General features: G+C 72.2%; 18 protein-coding genes. 9 read left to right on the plus strand and 9 right to left on the minus strand.

Features of this window, described 5'->3' with window-relative positions; translation table 11 throughout:
* Nucleotides 1-29: 29 nt before the first annotated feature.
* The 3 genes from MMF93_RS03365 to MMF93_RS03375 are packed head-to-tail and all read right to left on the minus strand — an operon-like array spanning nt 30 to nt 3,369.
* Complete coding sequence (locus tag MMF93_RS03365; protein WP_242749394.1) at nt 30-1,139, minus strand: threonine aldolase family protein; 1,110 nt, start codon at nt 1,137-1,139, stop codon at nt 30-32.
* Nucleotides 1,118-1,900 carry an SDR family NAD(P)-dependent oxidoreductase gene (locus tag MMF93_RS03370; RefSeq protein WP_242749396.1) on the minus strand — a complete coding sequence of 261 codons (783 nt, stop codon included), beginning with the start codon at nt 1,898-1,900 and terminating at the stop codon, nt 1,118-1,120. Before MMF93_RS03370 ends, MMF93_RS03365 begins: the two co-directional genes overlap by 22 nt.
* A gap of 53 nt (nt 1,901-1,953) precedes the next feature.
* A complete protein-coding gene (locus MMF93_RS03375) occupies nt 1,954-3,369 on the minus strand; it encodes a DUF6421 family protein (RefSeq protein ID WP_242749399.1) in 1,416 nt (471 codons plus the stop codon).
* Between the two features lie 380 nt (nt 3,370-3,749).
* Between MMF93_RS03375 and MMF93_RS03380 the strand changes: the two genes are divergently transcribed.
* Nucleotides 3,750-4,433 (plus strand): glycerophosphodiester phosphodiesterase, encoded by a 684-nt coding sequence (locus MMF93_RS03380; RefSeq protein ID WP_242749401.1) that lies wholly within the window; start codon nt 3,750-3,752, stop codon nt 4,431-4,433.
* 35 nt (nt 4,434-4,468) lie between these two features.
* Here MMF93_RS03380 and MMF93_RS03385 read toward each other — a convergent pair whose 3' ends face one another.
* Complete coding sequence (locus tag MMF93_RS03385; RefSeq protein WP_242749403.1) at nt 4,469-5,020, minus strand: GNAT family N-acetyltransferase; 552 nt, start codon at nt 5,018-5,020, stop codon at nt 4,469-4,471.
* A 137-nt stretch (nt 5,021-5,157) separates the two neighbouring features.
* On the opposite strand from MMF93_RS03385, the gene MMF93_RS03390 reads away from it, so the two are divergent.
* Nucleotides 5,158-5,550 carry a VOC family protein gene (locus MMF93_RS03390; protein WP_242749405.1) on the plus strand — a complete coding sequence of 131 codons (393 nt, stop codon included), beginning with the start codon at nt 5,158-5,160 and terminating at the stop codon, nt 5,548-5,550.
* Nucleotides 5,551-5,697: 147 nt separating this feature from the next.
* On the opposite strand, the gene MMF93_RS03395 is transcribed toward MMF93_RS03390, so the two are convergent.
* Nucleotides 5,698-6,930, minus strand: a complete 1,233-nt coding sequence (locus tag MMF93_RS03395; protein ID WP_242749407.1) for an acyl-CoA dehydrogenase family protein — start codon at nt 6,928-6,930, stop codon at nt 5,698-5,700.
* 182 nt (nt 6,931-7,112) lie between these two features.
* Here MMF93_RS03395 and MMF93_RS03400 point away from each other — a divergent pair, with 182 nt between their 5' ends.
* Nucleotides 7,113-7,757, plus strand: coding sequence for a TetR/AcrR family transcriptional regulator (locus MMF93_RS03400; RefSeq protein WP_242749409.1), 645 nt, complete (start codon nt 7,113-7,115; stop codon nt 7,755-7,757).
* A 16-nt stretch (nt 7,758-7,773) separates the two neighbouring features.
* Here MMF93_RS03400 and def read toward each other — a convergent pair whose 3' ends face one another.
* Nucleotides 7,774-8,349, minus strand: coding sequence for a peptide deformylase (gene def, locus MMF93_RS03405; RefSeq protein WP_242749411.1), 576 nt, complete (start codon nt 8,347-8,349; stop codon nt 7,774-7,776).
* Nucleotides 8,350-8,467: 118 nt separating this feature from the next.
* Between def and MMF93_RS03410 the strand changes: the two genes are divergently transcribed.
* The 4 genes from MMF93_RS03410 (at nt 8,468) to MMF93_RS03425 (ending at nt 12,027) form a co-directional block, all read left to right on the plus strand.
* Nucleotides 8,468-9,706: a MurT ligase domain-containing protein gene (locus MMF93_RS03410; RefSeq protein ID WP_114025466.1), complete on the plus strand. Its 1,239-nt coding sequence runs from the start codon at nt 8,468-8,470 to the stop codon at nt 9,704-9,706.
* 86 nt (nt 9,707-9,792) lie between these two features.
* Complete coding sequence (locus MMF93_RS03415) at nt 9,793-10,521, plus strand: type 1 glutamine amidotransferase (protein WP_242749413.1); 729 nt, start codon at nt 9,793-9,795, stop codon at nt 10,519-10,521.
* A 189-nt stretch (nt 10,522-10,710) separates the two neighbouring features.
* Nucleotides 10,711-11,661: a cytochrome c oxidase assembly protein gene (locus MMF93_RS03420; protein WP_242749415.1), complete on the plus strand. Its 951-nt coding sequence runs from the start codon at nt 10,711-10,713 to the stop codon at nt 11,659-11,661.
* 192 nt (nt 11,662-11,853) lie between these two features.
* Nucleotides 11,854-12,027, plus strand: coding sequence for a hypothetical protein (locus tag MMF93_RS03425; RefSeq protein ID WP_181856212.1), 174 nt, complete (start codon nt 11,854-11,856; stop codon nt 12,025-12,027).
* A gap of 195 nt (nt 12,028-12,222) precedes the next feature.
* On the opposite strand, the gene MMF93_RS03430 is transcribed toward MMF93_RS03425, so the two are convergent.
* From MMF93_RS03430 to MMF93_RS03440, 3 genes are all read right to left on the minus strand, one after another.
* Nucleotides 12,223-12,762, minus strand: coding sequence for a type 1 glutamine amidotransferase domain-containing protein (locus tag MMF93_RS03430; protein ID WP_242749417.1), 540 nt, complete (start codon nt 12,760-12,762; stop codon nt 12,223-12,225).
* 167 nt (nt 12,763-12,929) lie between these two features.
* Complete coding sequence (locus MMF93_RS03435; RefSeq protein ID WP_242749419.1) at nt 12,930-13,739, minus strand: ABC transporter permease; 810 nt, start codon at nt 13,737-13,739, stop codon at nt 12,930-12,932.
* A 78-nt stretch (nt 13,740-13,817) separates the two neighbouring features.
* On the minus strand, nt 13,818-14,618 hold the full coding sequence (locus tag MMF93_RS03440) for an ABC transporter ATP-binding protein (protein WP_242749421.1): 801 nt from the start codon (nt 14,616-14,618) through the stop codon (nt 13,818-13,820).
* Nucleotides 14,619-14,690: 72 nt separating this feature from the next.
* Here MMF93_RS03440 and MMF93_RS03445 point away from each other — a divergent pair, with 72 nt between their 5' ends.
* On the plus strand, nt 14,691-15,359 hold the full coding sequence (locus tag MMF93_RS03445) for a TetR/AcrR family transcriptional regulator (protein WP_242749424.1): 669 nt from the start codon (nt 14,691-14,693) through the stop codon (nt 15,357-15,359).
* Between the two features lie 372 nt (nt 15,360-15,731).
* Entirely contained in the window at nt 15,732-16,028 is a 297-nt protein-coding gene (locus MMF93_RS33640) for a con-10 family general stress protein (protein WP_423835341.1), read from the plus strand.
* Nucleotides 16,029-16,286: the final 258 nt, after the last annotated feature.

Consider the following 16,286-nt stretch of genomic DNA (forward strand, 5'->3'; position numbering starts at 1 on the left):
CCTGCGGCCGTCGGCCGCAGGGCGACCCCTCAGCGGCCCATCTCCTCGCGCAGCGCGGCGACGAAGCCGTCCACGTCCTGCTCGCTGGTGTCGAAGGAGCACATCCAGCGCACGTCGCCCGCCGCCTCGTCCCAGAAGTAGAAGCGGTAGCGCTTTTGGAGGCGTTCGCTCACGTCGTGCGGAAGGCGGGCGAAGACGGCGTTGGCCTGCACGGGGTAGAGGATCTCCACACCCGCCACGCCCCTGACACCCTCGGCCAGCCGCTGCGCCATCGCGTTGGAGTGGCGCGCGTTGCGCAGCCACAGGTCTCCCGCCAGCAGCGCCTCCAACTGCACCGAGATGAAGCGCATCTTGGAGGCGAGCTGCATCGACAGCTTGCGCAGGTGCTTCATGTGGCGCACGGCGTCGGGGTTGAGGACGACGACGGCCTCGCCGAAGAGCATGCCGTTCTTGGTGCCCCCGCAGGAGAGGATGTCCACCCCTGCCGCGTTGGTGAAGGCGCGCATGGGCACGTCCAGCGCGGCCGCCGCGTTGGCGATGCGGGCGCCGTCCAGATGGACGAGCATGCCGCGCTCGTGCGCGTGGTCGCACAGCGCGCGTATCTCCTCCACCGTGTAGAGCGTGCCCAGCTCGGTGTTCTGGGCGAGCGAGACGACCTGCGGCATGGCCCGGTGCTCGTCGTCCCAGCCGAACGCCTCCCGGTCGATCAGCTCGGGGGTGAGCTTGCCGTCCGGGGTGGGGACGGTCAGCAGCTTCAGCCCGCCGACCCGCTCGGGGGCGCCGCACTCGTCGACGTGGATGTGCGCGGTGTCGGCGCAGATCACCGCGCCCCAGCGGTCGGTCAGCGCCTGGAGCGCGACGACGTTGGCTCCGGTCCCGTTGAAGACCGGGAACGCCTCGGCGCGGCGCCCGAAGTGGCTGCGGACGACGTCTTGCAGGTGCGCGGTGTAGTCGTCCGCTCCGTAGGCGGACTGGTGGCCGCCGTTGGCGAGCGCCAGTGCCGCCAGGATCTCCGGGTGCACGCCCGCGTAGTTGTCGCTGGCGAAACCGCGGACCTCCGGGTCGTGGCGGCGTCTGGCGTCGGTGGCCGGCTGCGCCGGGGACCGGTCGGGGCGGTTCAGGTGTGGGGCGTCAGCCACAGGCGGGTTCCGTTCAGCTCTTCGGCGGGCTTGGTCCAGGTGTCGGCGACGGCCTTGGCGAGGTCGCCCACGTCCGTGAAACCCGCGAACTTCGCGTTCGGCCGGTCGGCCCGCATCTGGTCGTTCACCAGCGCCTTCACCACCAGGATGGCAGCGGCCGCCGGCGGCGGGCTCTCGCCCCCCGCCTTCCGGAAGGCGTCACCGAGCGCGAGCGTCCACGCCTCGGCTGCCGCCTTGGACGCGGCGTAGGCGGCGTTGCCCGCCGTGGGCTTGCTGGCACCGAGCGCGCTGACCAGCAGGAACCGGCCGTCGCCCGCACGCTTGAGCGGGGCCTCGAAGGCGAGCGAGGTGTGCTGGAGGGTGCGGATGAGGAGGCTGTGCAGGGTGTCCCAGTCGGCCAGGTCCGTCTCCGCGAACGAGGACGAGCCGCGCCAGCCGCCGACCAGGTGCACGAGACCGTCGACGCGCCCGTACTCCTTCTCCGTCTTCGCGGCCCAGGCGCGGGTCTCCTCCAGGTCGAGCAGGTCCACGGTGTCCCCCGTGACCGTCGCTCCCCCGTGTGCGAACCTGGCGGCGTCCACGGCCTGCGCCAGGCGCCCGGCGTCCGCGTCGCACCCCACGACCGTCGCGCCCTCTTCCGCGAGCCGCGACAGCGTGGCCTGCCCCGCGGGCCCCGCCGCCCCGGCGACCGCGATCACCCGGCCCTGGAGCCCGCCCTCCCCGTTGCCCTCGTAGCCGCGCCGTGTCGTCTCGTCCGTCATCTCCGTCGCCTCCTCGCGTTCCCGACCTGCCGCCGCTCCGCCCGGTCCACCGCTCACGCCGCGGTGGCCTGGATCCGACTGCCGGCGGTGATGCCCTGAGTCGATGCGATCACACTCCGCAGCTTCTTCGCGAGGGCCTCGTAGAACATGCTGAGCGGAAACTCGTCGGGCAGCACCTCGTCCACCAGCTTGCGCGGGGGCAGGCTCAGGTCGAGGGCGTCGGGTCCCTTGGCCCAGGTGGACCCCGGGTGCGGGGCGAGGTAGCGGGAGACCAGCTCGTACGCCTTGAACCAGTGCACCAGCTTGGGGCGGTCGATCCCCGCGCGGTAGAGCGTCTCGATCTCCTCGCGGAGGGCGACGGTGACCCGGCGGGCGCGGTCCCAGTCGATGGCGAGCTTGTTGTCCGTCCAGCGCAGCGCGTCGTGCTGGTGGAGGTAGGCGAAGAGCAGCTGGCCGCCGAGCCCGTCGTAGTTGCGCTTGCGCTCACCGGTGACGGGGAAGCGGAAGAGCCGCTCCAAGAGCATGGCGTACTGCACGTCACGGCCCTGCGGCAGGCCTTCGGCCTCCAGTTTCACGCCCTCGTGGAAGGCGGTCAGGTCGCAGCGCAGCTCTTCGAGGCCGTACATCCAAAACGGCTGCCGCTGCTTGATCATGAAGGGGTCGAACGGGAGGTCGCCGTGGCTGTGGGTGCGGTCGTGGACCATGTCCCACAGCACGAACGTCTGCTGGCAGCGCTCCTGGTCGGCCAGGAGTGCGCGGGCCTCCTCGGGGAGTTCGAGGCTGGTGACGTCGCAGGCGGCCTGGACGACGCGGCGGAAGCGCGCGGCCTCGCGGTCGCAGAAGATGCCGCCCCAGCTGAAGCGCTCCGGGGCCTCGCGCACGGCGATGGTCTCCGGGAAGAGCACCGCGGAGTGGGTGTCGTAGCCGGAGGTGAAGTCCTCGAAGGTGATGCCGCAGAAGAGGGGGTTGTCGTAGCGGGTGCGCTCCAGCTCGGCCAGCCAGTCGGGCCACACCATGCGCAGGACGACCGCCTCCAGGTTGCGGTCCGGGTTGCCGTTCTGCGTGTACATCGGGAAGACGACCAGGTGCTGGAGGCCGTCGGCGCGGCCCTGCGCGGGCTGGAAGGCGAGCAGCGAGTCGAGGAAGTCGGGCACCCCGAAACCGCCGTCGGCCCAGCGGCGCAGGTCGGTGACCAGGGCACGGTGGTAGTCGGCGTCGTGCGGCAGTAGCGGCGAGAGTTCCTCGACGGCGCTCACGACGCGCTCCAGCTCCTCGCGCACCGCCTCGGGCGCCGGGGCGTCCTCGGCGTCGAAGTCGATCGAGCCGTCCTTGGACTGTGCGGGTCGTACCGCCTCGACGGCCGCCTTCAGTACGGCCCAGGCGGGGTGCGCGGCCACACTCTCGGCAACGGCACTTCCGGACGGCGAAACGCCACCGTCGGGCAGTCCGGGCGAAAGGATTTCCGTCATGTTGACCCCTCCACAGGAGAAACTCGCGTAGGGAAACCGTATACGCGCCGCCTTCTCTCCTCAAGGGGAGGGCGCAGGAGATTATCCTGCGTTACCTGGGGTACCGCCGTCATTCTTCCGGCCAATGACGGCGCGAGCGATCGCCTTTCCCAGCAGCCGGTAGGGCCTCGGGCGGCCTCCGGCAGGGCACCGGCAGAGCCCCGGAGGCCTGGGGGCGAAAGATCCTCGGCGGCGCCTCCGGCAAAGCTGAGCGACCGCCCCGCGGAGGACGCGACCAGGGCCGGTCACCCGGACATCCGGTGCGTGGCCACCGGGCGGCGGGGCGACCGCTACTCTGGCCGCGCCACCGCCTTGACACCGCACGAAAGCGAGACCGCACCGTGCCACTGCTCACCGTCGGACACCGCGGAGTGATGGGCGTCGAGCCCGAGAACACCCTGCGCTCCTTCGTCCGCGCCGAACGCGAGGGGCTCGACGTCATCGAGCTGGACCTGCACCTGAGCAAGGACGGCGCGCTGGTGGTGATGCACGACGCCGACGTGGCCCGCACGACGGACGGCGCGGGGCCCATCGGCGAGCTCACCCTCGCCCAGCTGCGCGCGCTGGACGCGGGGCAGGGCGAGCGGGTGCCGGTCTTCGAGGAGGTCGTGGACGCGGTCCGCAGCCCGCTCCAGGCCGAGATCAAGGACCGAGCCGCGGCACGCGTGCTGGCCGACACCATCAAGCGGCGCGCGCTGCACGACCGCGTGACGGTGATCTCCTTCCACGCCGAAGCGCTCCGCGAGACCCGCGAACACCTGCCCGACATCCCGCTCGTACTGGTGGCGGGCCGCTCCTCCCCCACCGCGCCCGAGCGCGCCAGGGAGCTGGGCGCCGGAATGATCTCACTGGAGCTGCGGCACCTCGACGCGGACATCGTCGGCCGCGCCCACGCCGCCGGGATCAAGGTCATCAGCTGGACCGTCAACACCGACGAGGACCTGGCGCGCGTCCGCGAGCTGGGCCTGGACGGCGTCGTCACGGACATGCCCGGCATCCGGGCCGCGGCCGGCGCACCGGCCTGAGACGGGAGGGCGGCCGGCAGGCCCTCCCCCGTGGCTCACCCCAGCGGCTTGACCAGGTACTCGAAGGCGAGGTCGGGCCGCTGCGGGATGCCGAAGCGCTCGTCGCCGTAGGGGAAGGGGGCGCACTCACCTGTGCGGGTGTAGCCGCGCCGCTCGTACCAGGCGATCAGGCTCTCCCGCTGCCTGATGACCTGCATCCGCATCCGGGTGGCTGCCCACAGGACGCGCGCCGTCCGCTCGGCCTCCGCGAGCACGGCCCGGCCGACACCGCCGCCCTGCAAGCTCGGGCTGACCGCGAACATGCCGAAGTACGCCTCTTCGCCCCGGTGCTCGAGCTGGCAGCAGGCGACGACGGCGTCCTCGCGCTCGACGACCAGCATGAGGCTCTTCGGGTCGCGGACGACGGCGCCGACACCCTCGGGGTCGGTGCGCCGGCCCTCCAGCAGGTCGGCCTCGGTGGTCCAGCCCGCGCGGCTGGCGTCTCCGCGGTAGGCCGACTCCACGAGCGCGGTGAGCACGGGGATGTCGGCCTGGTCGGCATGGCGGAAGGTCAGGGGCAGTCCGCCCCGCTGCGCGGTGTCGCTCATGTCGACCGACCTTATCGGGCATACCGCGTGGGACGTGGCGCCGGCCCGGGTCGGCCCGGAGACGCCCGGTGCGGGCACGCGGCACGGACGTGTGGCGCCGGACGGCGCCCGGCGCGTCACCACTACAGTGCCGAGGCATGGTGCATGTACTGAGCAGCCGCGTCCTGCTGCGGCCCACGGACCCCGACAGGTCGCGGGCCTTCTACGGCGAGACGCTGGGCCTGGAGATCTCCCGCGAGTTCGGCACGGGCCCCGAGCGGGGCACCGTCTACTTCCTGGGCGGCGGTTTCCTGGAGGTCTCCGGGCGCAGTGAGGGGCCCGCCGGCGAGACGCTCCAGCTCTGGCTCCAGGTGGCCGACGTGGCGAGCGCGCACGAGGAGCTCACCCGGGCCGGGGCCGAGGTGCTGCGACCCCCGCTGCGAGAGCCCTGGGGGCTGGTCGAGATGTGGATCGCCGATCCCGACGGGCACCGCATCGTGCTGGTCCAGGTCCCCGACGACCATCCGCTGCGCTACCGGCCGGGCATCTGAGCGGCCCTGCCCCCTCGGATCCCCGGTGTACGGGGTCGGGCCGCCTCACGCCTGTGCCGCCCGCCTGGCCTCCCTCCGACCTCGGGACGGTTCCACCGGGCGCCGGCCGGCGCCCGGTGCGGCCCCGGCGCCCGGTCCGGCCAGCCCTCAGCGGATCGGCATACCCGACAGGGTGCGGGCGATGACCAGGCGCTGGATCTCGCTCGTGCCCTCGAAGATGGAGTAGATCGCGGCGTCGCGGTGCATCCGCTCCACCGGGTACTCGCGGGTGTAGCCGTTGCCGCCGAGGATCTGGATGGCCTGTGCGGTGACCTTCTTGGCCGTCTCACTGGCGAACAGCTTGGACATGGAGCCCTCCGCCGACTCGAACTTGCGCCCGCTCACGCCCATCCAGGAGGCGCGCCACACCAGCAGGCGGGCGGCGTCGACGCTCGTGCGCATGTCGGCGAGCTGGAAGGCGACGCCCTGGTTGTCGATGATCGGGCGGCCGAACTGCTCCCGCGTCTTGGCGTAGTCGAGCGCGACCTCGTACGCGGCGCGCGCGGTGCCGACGGCCATCGCGCCGACGGCCGGGCGGGAGGCCTCGAAGGTCGCCATGGCGGCGTTCTTCACCCTCTCGCCCCCCTTCCTGGCGCGCTCCTTGGCGCGGGCGAGGCGCTCGTCCAGCTTCTCCTTGCCGCCGAGCAGGCAGTGCCCGGGCACCCGCACGTCGTCCAGGACGACCTCTGCGGTGTGCGAGGCGCGGATGCCGTGCTTGAGGAACTTCTGCCCCTGGGAGAGGCCGGGTGTGCCGGGCGGGACGATGAAGGAGGCGTGGCCCTTGGAGCCGAGTTCGGTGTCGACGCTGGCCACGACCACGTGCACGTTGGCGATGCCGCCGTTGGTGGCCCAGGTCTTGGTGCCGTTGAGCACCCACTCGTCCTTGGCCTCGTCGTAGACGGCGCGGGTGCGCAGGGAGGCGACGTCGGATCCCGCGTCCGGTTCCGAGGAGCAGAAGGCGGCGACCTTCACGTCACTGGCGTCGCCGTACATCTGGGGCACCCAGGTGCCGATCTGCTCCTCGGTGCCGTTGGCCAGGACGCCGACGGCGGCCAGGCCCGTGCCGACGATCGAGAGGGCGATGCCCGCGTCGCCCCAGAACAGCTCCTCCATCGTCATGGGGATGCCGAGCCCTGTCGGGTCGAAGAACTGCTGGGCGTAGAAGTCGAGCGAGTAGAGGCCTATCTTGGCGGCCTCCTGGATGATCGGCCAGGGGGTCTCCTCGCGCTCGTCCCACTCGGCTGCCGCGGGGCGCATCACGTCGGCGGCGAACCCGTGGAGCCAGTCGCGGACTTCCTTCTGGTCGTCGTTGAGGTCCAGTGCGAACTCGGTTTCGGCCATCGTCGGTCCTCCGCCAGTCTCATTCAGTCGTTACCATCGGTAATCCGCAGTCTGTTACCCGCCAGTAGCCGATGTCAACTCCCGCTCACCGCCCCGCTGCGCACCGCATCCGCGCACGTGAGCGCCGTCGGAGGGTGTTACGTTGCGACGCTGGAGCACGCACGAGGGGGCGGGAGACGCGCATGGAGACCACGCACCAGGACGACCGGGTCAACTCCACCGAACAACGGCGCAGGGAACTGCTGGAGGCCGCCGACCGGGTCGTACTGCGGGAAGGCCCGGGCGCCTCCATGAACGCCATCGCCGCCGAGGCCGGCATCACCAAGCCCATCCTCTACCGGCACTTCGGCGACAAGGGCGGCCTCTACCGCGCCCTCGCCGTCCGGCACACCGACGCACTGCTGGCCTCACTGCGCGCCGCCCTGGACGCGCCCAGCGCACGGCGCGAGCGTGTCGAGGCCACACTGGAGACGTACCTGGCCGCCATCGAGGCCCATCCCCAGGTCTACCGCTTCCTGATGCATCCGGCGGAGGACTCCCCCAGCAGCGAACGGGGCTTCGACGTGGGACAGCACTCGGCGCCCCTGCTGCGCCGGCTGGGCGAGGAGCTGGCCACGGTCATCGCCGAGCGGCTCGATCTCGGGCCCGAGAGCGAGGAGCTGGCCCGGGTGTGGGGGCACGGCATCGTCGGCATGATGCACGCGGCCGGCGACTGGTGGCTGCGCGAGAAGCCGTGCGCGCGCGACCAGTTGGTGCGCCACCTGGCCGACCTGCTGTGGGGCAGGCTGGCCGCGGCGGGCGACCGCGTGGGCGGCCCGGGTTTCTGAGCCCCGGCCGGCCCCGCTACCCGTCCTCGGGCAGCGGAGCGGACTCGGGCAGCGGAGCGGACCATTCCGCCCTGCGGACGGCGCGCAGGGTGCGCCACCGCGCCAGCCGGCCGAGCCTGTCGGTGTAGAGGCCACCGGAGAGGTGGTCGTGCTCGTGCTGGAGGCACCGCGCGAAGAAGCCGGTGCCCTCGATCCGCACCGGACGCCCCGCCACGTCCTCCCCCTCGACGACCGCCACGTCGAAGCGCGGCGTCGGGGCCTCGAGCCCGGGCAGCGACAGGCAGCCCTCGGGCCCCCGTACGGTCGGCCCCTCCGTGTGCACCAGCCGCGGATTGACCACATGGCCCCGGTGGCGGCGGTCCTCGTCGTCCGGGCAGTCGAAGACGAACACCCGCAGCGGTACACCGACCTGGCAGGCCGCAAGGCCGACACCGCGGGCCGCGTACATCGAGGCGAACAGATCCGCCACCAGCTCGCCCAGCGGCCCGTCCGCCTCCGCGACGGGGCGGCTGGGTGCGTGCAGCACCGGATCGCCGTACGTCCGCACCGGGCGTACGGCGCCGTCGGAGCCCGGGATACGGCCGCGTCGCATGGCCGCCACCCTACGCCGGGCGCCAGACCGGTGATCTTCGCAGGGTGGCGCGGTCCTGACCCGGCCCGTGTCTCGGTAGGCTTCTCCTCTACGCGAGGGGCTAGGAGGTTCAAGGACGATGTCAGGCAATGCGGAGCCACTGTCGCCGCGGTCCAAGCTGGCCGTGACGGCGGGCAAGGCGGCCGCGGCGGTGTCGCGGGCCGCGGGCCGCGGCAGCGGGTCGGTGATCGGCGGCAAGGTCGCGCTGAGGCTCGACCCGGACCTGCTGCAGCGGCTGGCCCAGCACCTGGACGTGGTGCTGGTGTCCGCCACCAACGGCAAGACGACGACCACCCGGCTGATCGCCGAGGCGCTGCGCGCCAACGGCGAGGTGGTCTCCAACGCGCTGGGCGCCAACATGCCTGCCGGCATCACCTCGGCACTGGCCGGCGGATCCAGCGCCCGGTACGGCGTGATCGAGGTGGACGAGAAGTACCTCTCCGGTGTGGCCCGGGACGTGACGCCCAAGGCCATAGCGCTGCTGAACCTCTCGCGTGACCAGCTCGACCGTGCGGCCGAGACCCGGATGCTGGCCGAGCGGTGGCGCGAGGGCCTCTCGGGCCAGAAGGCCGTCATCATCGCCAACGCCGACGACCCGCTCGTGGTCTGGGCCGCCTCCTCCTCCCCCAACGTGGTGTGGGTGGCCGCGGGCCAGGAGTGGAAGGACGACGCCTGGTCCTGCCCCGCCTGCGGCGGCGTGATGCAGCGCCCCGGCGACGACTGGTTCTGCGCCGAGTGCGGCTTCCGCCGCCCGACGCCGACCTGGGCGCTCTCCGGTGACCACGTGCTCGACCCGCACGGCTCCGCCTGGCCGATCCACCTCCAGCTGCCCGGCCGCGCCAACAAGGCCAACGCGGCCACCTCGGCCGCCGTCGCCGCCGCCTTCGGAGTGCCTCCGCAGACGGCGCTGGAGCGGATGTACGCGGTCAAGGCCGTCGCCGGCCGGTACGACGTGGTGCAGTACCAGGACCGCGACATCCGGCTGCTGCTGGCCAAGAACCCCGCCGGGTGGCTGGAGACCTTCTCCCTGATCGACCCGCCGCCCGCCCCGGTGATCCTGGCGGTGAACGCCCGCAGCGCGGACGGCACCGACACCTCCTGGCTGTGGGACGTCGACTACGGGCGCCTCGCCGGGCACCCGATCTGCGTGATCGGCGACCGCAAGCTGGACCTCGCGGTGCGGCTGGAGGTCGCGGGCGTGCACTTCCAGGTGTGCGAGGACGCCGCGGACGCGGTGCGCAGGTGCCCGCCGGGACGGATCGAGGCCATCGCCAACTACACCGCGTTCCAGGACCTGCGCCGCGCCGTCGGCAACTGATCACCCGTATCTTGGGATCCGGACGGCCCGCACGCCGACCCTCGGCCGTCCGGCCCCTTCGACCCCGCGCAAGGAGAACTGGCGGCATGAGTGACACGAGTCTGCGTCTGGTGTGGGTCTACCCCGACCTGCTGAGCACGTACGGCGACCAGGGCAACGCGCTCGTGGTGGAGCGTCGGGCGCGGCAGCGGGGGCTGGACGTCCAGCGGCTGGACGTCCGCTCCGACCAGCCGATCCCCACCTCAGGGGACATCTATCTGATCGGCGGCGGCGAGGACAGGCCGCAGCGGCTGGCCGCCGAGCGGCTGCTGCGCGACGGCGGGCTGAACCGGGCGGTGGACAACGGCGCCATCGTCTTCGCCGTGTGCGCCGGCTACCAGATCATGGGCCACGAGTTCGTCAACGACCTCGGTGAGCGGTCGGCCGGACTCGGGCTGCTCGATGTGACCAGCAGCCGCGGCGAGGCCGCACGCTGTGTCGGCGACGTCCTCGGGGACTCCGACGAGTATTTGGGCCTCCCCCAGCTGACCGGCTTCGAGAACCACCAGGGCATCACCCACCTCGGCCCCGGGGTGCGCCCGCTGGCCCGGGTGCGGCTCGGCAACGGCAACGGGACGGGCGACGGCACCGAGGGCGCCTGGCGCGATACGGTCTTCGGCACGTACCTGCACGGTCCCGTGCTGGCCCGCAATCCGCTGATCGCGGACATGCTGATCAAGCTGTCGCTGGACGTGAACGCGCTCACGCCGGTCGACGACACCTGGTACGAAGCGCTGCGCCAGGAGCGGATCGCCGCGGCGACCCAGCCGGCCTGAGCCGGCCCGGGCCGACCGGTCGGCCCGAGCGGCCCGTTCGCCCCGGTCGACCCGGCTCGTCCTGGCCCTCGGGCCTGCCGAGGCCGGTTCCGACACGACACCGCCCGTGGCGGGTGCCCCGCTGAGGGTGTCCGCCACGGGCGGTTCTAGTCTGGTGCGGGCGTATCGGTCGGTTGCGGGAGAGTTCGGATGGATCACGGCGGGCACGGCATGACGATGGATCTGCCGCCGTTCACGGTCGCGCGGGGACTCGCGTTCACGGGTGAGCCGTTCTTCCTGGTGGGGTGCCTGCTGGCGCTGGCGCTCTACGGCTGGGGAGTGGTGCGGCTGCGGCGGCGGGGCGACGCGTGGCCGGTGGGCCGCACCGTCGGCTTCGTCGCCGGGGTGCTGACCGTGGCCCTGGTGATGTGCACGGGCCTCAACGAGTACGGCATGGTGCTCTTCAGCGTGCACATGGTGCAGCACATGGTGATCAGCATGCTGTCGCCGATCCTGCTGCTGCTGGGCGCCCCGGTGACGCTGACGCTGCGGGCGCTGCCGTCCGCCGGGCGGGGCCGCAAGGGGCCGCGGGAGCTGCTCGTGGCGCTGCTGCACAGCCGCTACATGCGGGTGATCACCCATCCCGCGTTCACGATCCCGCTGTTCATCGCGAGCCTGTACGCCCTCTACTTCACCCCGCTCTTCGACTTCCTCATGGGCTCCATGGTCGGGCACCTCGCGATGATGGTGCACTTCCTGGCCGTGGGCCTGGTGTTCTTCTGGCCGATCATGGGCGTGGACCCGGGCCCGCACCGCCCCGGCTTCGTGATGCGGATTCTTGAGCTGTTCGCGGGCATGCCCTTCCACGCCTTCTTCGGCATCGCGCTGATGATGGCGTCCGAGCCGATGATCGAGACGTACGCCGACCCGCCCGCCTCCCTGGGCGTCAGCGCGCTGTCGGACCAGTCGGCGGCCGGCGGTATCGCCTGGGCGTTCAGCGAGATCCCCTCGGTGATCGTGCTGGTGGCGCTGGTGTTCCAGTGGTACGTCACCGAGCAGCGCCACGCCAGGCGCCGGGACCGCAGGGCGGACCGTGACGGCGACCGGGAGCTGGCCGCGTACAACGCCTACCTGGCCTCTCTGAGGACCCGGGAGCAGTAGGGCGGCCCGCGGCCGGTACGCCGTCCCGGCGAGCCCGCGAGCCCCTGGGGGCGCGACGAGGTGTGCACGGGAGCGTTGAGGCGCGCGGTGGCGCACGGGGCCGCGGACGAGCGACCATGGTGGCCTGGCCGCGGTCCCGGTGCGTGCGCGACCCGTACACCGCGGGGCCGCCGGGAGGAGGACAGTGCTGTGATGGCTGGACTGACGCGGGTGCCGGCGTCCGCGAAGGCGATGACCGTGTGCACGGTCGTGGGCCTGGTGGTGGTCACGGCGTACACGGTGGCCCTGGGAAGCAGCGGGTGGCTCTGGTTCTGCTGGGTGGTGCTGGGCCTGGTCACCCTGGGCGTGTACGCGACCCGGAACTGAGAGGACCGTGTACGCGATCCGCGGATGGACCATGTTCACCATGTTCGCGCCGCGGAGCTGAGCACACACCGGCGGCGAGGAACGTCGCGGAGCAGGACCGAGGAAACGCGCCGCACACAGCGCCGGGCTCCGGCGGCCTCTCAACGCCGCCGGAGCCCGGCGCGGGGGCGGGGCCCCAGGAAGTGACCCCGCCGGTCAGCCGCCGGAGCCGAACTCCGCCAGGAACGCCTTGTCGAACGCCTTCAGGTCGTCGGGCTTACGGCTGGTGATCAGCTTGTTGGTACCGCCGTCGCAGACCTTGACCTGCTCGTCGACCCAGTTGCCGCCCGCGTTGCGGATGTCGGTACGCAGGCTCGGATACGAGGTCAGCGTCCTCCCCCGCACCACGTCGGCCTCGACCAGGGTCCACGGGGCGTGGCAGATGGCGGCGACCGGGAGCCCCGCCTCGAAGAACCCCTTCACGAACGCGACGGCCTTCTGGTCCGTGCGCAGGAGGTCGGGGTTGGCCACACCACCGGGCAGGACGAGTCCGTCGAAGTCGGACGGCTGTGCCTGGGCGACGAGCTGGTCGACGGGGAAGGTGTCGCCCCGGTCCAGATGGTTGAAGGCCTGGACGGGCCCGGTGCTGGTGGACAGCAGGACGGGCGTGCCGCCCGCTTCCTTCACGGCGTCCCACGGGTCGGCCAGCTCGATCTGTTCTGCGCCCTCGGGCGCGACGAGAAAGGCAACACGCACGTGACCTCACGTCCTTTCCGTCGTCTCGCGTGCGTCCCTGCGGGTCCCCGCTGGGCGCGGACGTATGCCTGCGGCCGCGGCTCCGAGCACGCCGGACACCCCGCACACGCCCTGCGTCCTGACACGCCGCACACGCCCCGGACACGCCGACCGGGCCGAGCCCGCCGTCAGCCCTGGGGACGGCCCCGGAAGAGCCGGGCGGCGGCCGCCAGACACAGGGCGGCGAACCCGACGGTGACGGCGGCACCCGCGGCGACCTTGGCCGTGGAGAAGTCACCGCGGAAGACGTCACGGACGGCGTCGACGGTATAGCGGAACGGGACGGCGCGCGAGACGCCGTCGAGCCAGCCGGGGGCCAGTTCCATGGGCAGCAGCAGGCCGGAGAGCAGCATCAGCGGAAGCACGGTCGTGTTGGCGATGGCGGCGAACTCGGGCGTCGTCTTCACCCTCATACCCAGACCGTGGGAGAGCGCCGCGAGCGCGGCGGACAGCACGGCGACGAAGGCCAGGCCCACCACGATCCCCCACCATGGGGCCCGCAGCCCGAAGGCCAGCCCGAGGAGCACCAGCAGCACGGACTGGGCCACCAACTGCACGACGTCCCGCAGAGTGCGGCCGAGCAGCATGGCGAGCGGACTGACCGGGGTGACCCGCATCCGGTCGACGACGCCGGTGGTGCGCTCGACCAGCTGCCCCATCCCCACGAACGCGCCGCCCAGCAGCGCCAGCTGGATGAGGACGCCGGGCACGAGCGTCTGCCACGACGAACCCTCCTGCCCCAGGTCGAGGTGGGTCAGCAGCGGGCCGAAGAGGGCCAGGAAGAGCAGCGGCTGGAGCATCCCGAAGTACAGGCTGGTCTTCGAGCGCAGCGTCGCGCGGAGGCAGCGGCCGAAGACGAGGCCCGTGTCGGCCCAGAAGTGCCCGCCCTCGGGCGGTTCCGGGGCAGCGGGTGGAGAAGTGGCGGTCTCGGTGGTCATGGCGATGAGCGCTTCCGTCGGTGAAGCGACCGCTGTCGGTGTGCTCGACGCGTCGGGTCGCTGGGGCGGGCTGTGGTTTCAGACGGCGACGGGTTCCCGGCTGGGACCGCGTCCGGTGAGGGCGAGAAAGGCGTCTTGGAGGGAGGCGTCCTGGCCGGGACCGTGGTCCCGCTTGAGCGCCTCGGGGGTGCCCTCGGCGACGGGGCGGCCGCCCTCGACGACGACGACCCGGTCGGCGAGCGTGTCGGCCTCGTCCAGATAGTGGGTGGTCAGGAAGACCGTGGTGCCGTGCTCGCGGCGGATGCGGCGCACCAGGTCCCACAGTTCGGCGCGAGCGCCCGGGTCGAGCCCGGTGGTGGGCTCGTCGAGGAAGAGGACCTCGGGCCGGTTGACCAGGCCGAGGGCGATCTCCAGCCGACGCCGCTGACCACCGGAGAGAGCCGCCGTCGGCCGGTCCAGCAGCTCCGTCAGGCCGAGGTCGTCGGCGAGTTCGGCCGCCCGGCGCCGCGCCTCGGGCTTGGGCACGTGGTGCAGCCGGGCCTGGGTGACCAGCTCTTCGCGGGCGCCGCAGCCCGGGTCGAGACCGCCGGCCTGGGCCACGTAACCGATCCGGGAGCGGACGGCGGACGGCTCGGTGAGCAGGTCGTACCCGGCGACGCGGGCCGTGCCGCCAGTGGGCCGCAGCAGCGTGGTGAGCATGCGGAGCGTGCTGGTCTTGCCCGCGCCGTTGGGGCCGAGGAAACCGAGGATCTCCCCGCGCCCCACCGTCAGGTCGAGTCCCCGCACGGCGTGCACGGGGCCCGCCCCGAGCGCGTAGGTGAGGGAGAGCCCGCGGAGGTCGAGAGCGGGCCTGTCCGGAAGAGAGGTGGGTGCTTCCATGCCAGGAGGAAAACACAGCGCACTGCAAAAGTGCAATGCGATTCAGTTTTGCAGTCGGGTTAGACTTCCTGTATGAGTGAGGGGCTGCGGGAGCGCAAGAAGCGGCAGACACGGCGACGCATCCGGGAGGTCGCCATGCGCCAGTTCGTGGAGCGGGGCTTCGACAAGGTGACCATCGCGGAGGTCGCCGCCGAGGCCGAGGTGTCCGTGAACACCCTCTACAACTACTTCGAGGCCAAGGAGGATCTGGTACTGCCGCCCGACGAAGCCTCCCCGCTGCGACTCGCCGAGATCGTCCGGGAGCGGCCGACGGGCGCGTCGCCCGCCCGGGCGGTACTCACCCGGCTGCGCGAGGAAGTACGCGGCCGCGAACGGCAGCTCGGCCTCACCGACGGCTTCGGGCAGGTCTTCGAGATGATGCGGGCCGCACCCACCCTCACCGCACGCCTGGAAGACCTGGGACACGAGATGACCGAGGCGCTGGCCGCGCAGCTCGCCGCGGAGACCGGCACCGACAGGGACGACCCCACGCTGTGCGCCGCCGCCGGGCAGATCGGATGGTTCCACTCGCTGGTCTTCGCCGAGATCGGGCGCCGCCTGGTCGCGGGACGCACACCCGACGAGATCGCCACCGACGTCCTCCAACTCCTCGACGCCGTCGAGGAACTGCTGGGCGAACGCGCCTTCACCTACGCCGTACGCGGCGGCACCCCGCCAAAGGACCGACCGCGTTCAGGGTGACCCTCGCAGCAGCCTTCACCGGCCTCGGCGACGGCTCCCGTGCCGCTGTGCGCAGTCCGCCGTACGGGAGGCAAAGCGCGGGCGGCGCGCGCGGTTCCCGCCGGTGACCAGGGCCTGCGCCCGGCGCCCGGCATCCGGCTCCCCGCCGGCCGGACGAGGCGGAACCGGAAGCCGCTCCGCCTCGTCCGGCTGGTCGATGAGATGCGGAAGAGCGGGCATCACAGCAGGTCAGGACCTGCTCTGGACGCCCACTTGCGGCCTGCCGCAGATTTTCTCGGCTGATCCGGAATCCATCCGTTTGAGGCGGACGCCTCGGGTACCCGCCGCCTCAGACAGAGATCACATCCCGAATTCCATGAGGAGGGATTCACCATGGCCGAGAACCAGGGCAACTTCGCCAACGACCGTCAGCGCGCCTCTGAGGCCGGCCAGAAGGGTGGCCACGAGAGCAGCGGCAACTTCGCGAACGACCCGCAGCGTGCCTCTGAAGCCGGCCAGAAGGGCGGCCACGAGAGCAGCGGCAACTTCGCCAACGACCCGCAGCGTGCCTCCGAAGCCGGCCAGAAGGGCGGCCACGAGAGCAGCGGCAACTTCGCCAACGACCCGCAGCGTGCCTCCGAAGCCGGCCAGAAGGGCGGCGAACACAGCGGTGGTGGCCAAGGGCGATAGCCGAGTCGCCTGACCGGCGGAGAAAAGCAGGGGCCAACCCTCCTGCGGTGCCTCCTGGGGCCGGTGGGCCGAACGCCACGGTGTTCGGCCCACCGGCCCCCTTTCCGTGTCGGCACCGCGTGCGCGACGTCTGACGCCTGTGCGCCGGCACCGGCACCGGCACCGGCCCGCCCGGGGAGTCCGCGGACGGCGCGTGCGGCGGCGCCCGGTGAACGATCTTGCCCGAGTCCCGGGGCCCGGCTACTCTCGGCGCCCGTG

The sequence above is a fragment of the Streptomyces tubbatahanensis genome (assembly GCF_022699385.1).
In the GTDB taxonomy this organism is placed as follows: Bacteria; Actinomycetota; Actinomycetes; order Streptomycetales; family Streptomycetaceae; genus Streptomyces; species Streptomyces diacarni.

Excerpts from the sequence above, each read along its gene's own strand:
- MMF93_RS03400 (WP_242749409.1), top strand. The coding sequence starts at position 7,113 with ATGGAGACCACGCACCAGGACGACCGGGTCAACTCCACCGAACAACGG.
- MMF93_RS03420 (WP_242749415.1), top strand. The coding sequence starts at position 10,711 with ATGGATCACGGCGGGCACGGCATGACGATGGATCTGCCGCCGTTCACG.
- MMF93_RS03375 (WP_242749399.1), bottom strand. The coding sequence starts at position 3,369 with ATGACGGAAATCCTTTCGCCCGGACTGCCCGACGGTGGCGTTTCGCCG.
- MMF93_RS03435 (WP_242749419.1), bottom strand. The coding sequence starts at position 13,739 with ATGACCACCGAGACCGCCACTTCTCCACCCGCTGCCCCGGAACCGCCC.
- def (WP_242749411.1), bottom strand. The coding sequence starts at position 8,349 with ATGCGACGCGGCCGTATCCCGGGCTCCGACGGCGCCGTACGCCCGGTG.
- MMF93_RS03370 (WP_242749396.1), bottom strand. The coding sequence starts at position 1,900 with ATGACGGACGAGACGACACGGCGCGGCTACGAGGGCAACGGGGAGGGC.
- MMF93_RS03415 (WP_242749413.1), top strand. The coding sequence starts at position 9,793 with ATGAGTGACACGAGTCTGCGTCTGGTGTGGGTCTACCCCGACCTGCTG.
- MMF93_RS03390 (WP_242749405.1), top strand. The coding sequence starts at position 5,158 with ATGGTGCATGTACTGAGCAGCCGCGTCCTGCTGCGGCCCACGGACCCC.
- MMF93_RS03395 (WP_242749407.1), bottom strand. The coding sequence starts at position 6,930 with ATGGCCGAAACCGAGTTCGCACTGGACCTCAACGACGACCAGAAGGAA.
- MMF93_RS03425 (WP_181856212.1), top strand. The coding sequence starts at position 11,854 with ATGGCTGGACTGACGCGGGTGCCGGCGTCCGCGAAGGCGATGACCGTG.
- MMF93_RS03385 (WP_242749403.1), bottom strand. The coding sequence starts at position 5,020 with ATGAGCGACACCGCGCAGCGGGGCGGACTGCCCCTGACCTTCCGCCAT.
- MMF93_RS03410 (WP_114025466.1), top strand. The coding sequence starts at position 8,468 with ATGTCAGGCAATGCGGAGCCACTGTCGCCGCGGTCCAAGCTGGCCGTG.
- MMF93_RS03440 (WP_242749421.1), bottom strand. The coding sequence starts at position 14,618 with ATGGAAGCACCCACCTCTCTTCCGGACAGGCCCGCTCTCGACCTCCGC.
- MMF93_RS03445 (WP_242749424.1), top strand. The coding sequence starts at position 14,691 with ATGAGTGAGGGGCTGCGGGAGCGCAAGAAGCGGCAGACACGGCGACGC.
- MMF93_RS33640 (WP_423835341.1), top strand. The coding sequence starts at position 15,732 with ATGGCCGAGAACCAGGGCAACTTCGCCAACGACCGTCAGCGCGCCTCT.